Origin of the sequence: Roseateles sp. (assembly GCF_049240545.1) — a bacterium.
GTDB lineage: Bacteria > Pseudomonadota > Gammaproteobacteria > Burkholderiales > Burkholderiaceae_C > Paucibacter_A.
In genome coordinates this window covers 1-1755 of sequence record NZ_JBMLSK010000058.1, presented here as the reverse complement: position 1 = coordinate 1755, position 1755 = coordinate 1, and the positions used below count along the sequence as shown (strand labels likewise).

General features: G+C 65.3%; 1 protein-coding gene. It reads left to right on the top strand.

Features of this window, described 5'->3' with window-relative positions; all coding sequences use genetic code 11:
• Positions 1-128: 128 nt before the first annotated feature.
• The gene (locus ACOVRJ_RS03650) at positions 129-1466 is read left to right on the top strand and encodes an IS5 family transposase (RefSeq protein ID WP_422042545.1); all 1338 of its coding nucleotides are present in this window, start codon (positions 129-131) and stop codon (positions 1464-1466) included.
• Positions 1467-1755: the final 289 nt, after the last annotated feature.

Genomic DNA, 1755 nt, shown 5'->3' with positions numbered 1-1755 from the left:
TGTAGTCCGCCCTGAACAACCCCAGAACCCCCGCCATTACTAGCTTTCCGGGGGATGGCCGATGGTGCGAGTTGCAGGATTGAGGCCCAATACCCCTCGGTTCCTTGCAAACTGCGCCGAGGTCGCCGATGGGTCCGAAGTCCCGTGTTGATGTCGCCGAACAGGACCTGTTCCGGATGGAGCTGGTCAATCTGATCGATCAGCGGCACGAACTCGTCAAGCTCGCCTCGCTGATCGACTGGTCGGCCTTCTCCGAGGCCTGGGGCCCGAAGTTCGAGAGCACGACTGGCCGCCCGGCGCTGGACACGCGGCTGATGGCCTCGCTGCTGTACCTGAAGCACACGTACGCGCTGTCGGATGAGGACGTGGTCGAGCGCTGGATCGAGAACCCGTACTGGCAGCACTTCAGCGGTGAGCGCTACTTCCGGCACGAGCTGCCCTGCGATCCGTCGAGCCTGGTGCGCTGGCGGCAGCGCATCGGCGAGGAAGGCTGCGAGTGGCTGCTGGAGCACAGCATCAAGGCGGCTGTGTCCGCTTGCGTGATGAAGCGGCAGAGCCTGGACACCGTGATCGTGGACACCACGGTGCAGCCCAAGGCGATTGCGCACCCCACCGACAGCCGTCTGCTGAACCGGGCGCGAGAGCAGCTGGTGGCCGCGGCGCAGGAGTGCGGCATCGAGCTGCGCCAGAGCTACGCGAGGGTTGGCAAAACCGCCGACGCTCAGGCCGGACGCTACGCCCATGCCCAGCAGTGGCGCCGCATGCGCCGCGAGGTGAGGAAGCTGCGGACTTGGCTGGGCCGTGTCATCCGCGACGTGCAGCGCAAGGCAGGCGAGATCACCGGCGCGCTGAAGACCCGGATCGAGACGGCGCAGCGCCTGCACGCCCAGCAGCGGGACTCCAAGAACAAGCTGTATGCGCTGCACGCCCCGGAGGTGGAGTGCATCGCCAAAGGCAAGGCCAGGACGCCGTACGAGTTCGGTGTGAAGACCTCGGTGGCCGTGACGGCCAAGGAGGGTGTGGTGGTGGGCATGCGCTCGATGCCCGGCTCGCCCTACGACGGCCACACGCTGCACAGCCAGCTCGAGCAGGTAGAGATCCTCACAGGCGTGCAGCCCAGCCTGGCGCTGGCCGATCGGGGCTACCGCGGCGTGCAACCGCCCGAGGGCACCCGGCTGCTGATCAGCCACACCCGGGGACTGCCGCCTGCACTGAAGAAGCTGCTCAAGCGTCGCCAGGCCATCGAGCCCACCATCGGGCACATGAAGACCGACGGTCTGCTGGCGCGCAACTGGCTCAAGGGAAGCGACGGCGACGCGATCCACGCAGTGCTGTGCGGCGCCGGGCACAACCTGCGGCTGATCCTGGCGCACCTGCGGGTGCTTCTCTTGGCCTTGATCGCCCTGATCGCGCTTGGCCAGACTGGCGGTGCGCCGCCTCGGCTGACGCTCAGAACAGCGGCGTAGAGCGGCACGCGGGTTGTTCAGGGCCGACTATCTACATCTCGGCGGCGCTGAAACTGCAAATGCTCAACTTCTTAGAGAGGATTGCATGGAGCTATCACGAGCGCTGCATAGCGAGAGCGCCCTTGGTATCCGCCATCATCAAAATCGATGCTCCAGCTTCTTTCAATAACAAATACTTGGCAAGAAGCCTTAGCGTCAATTTCCAGAGAATGCACGTCACTTCAGCCCAGTCGCGTGCGGCCTAACCCCTCGCTCAGCCCCCGACCCGCTACGGCAGGCGTTGTAAGCC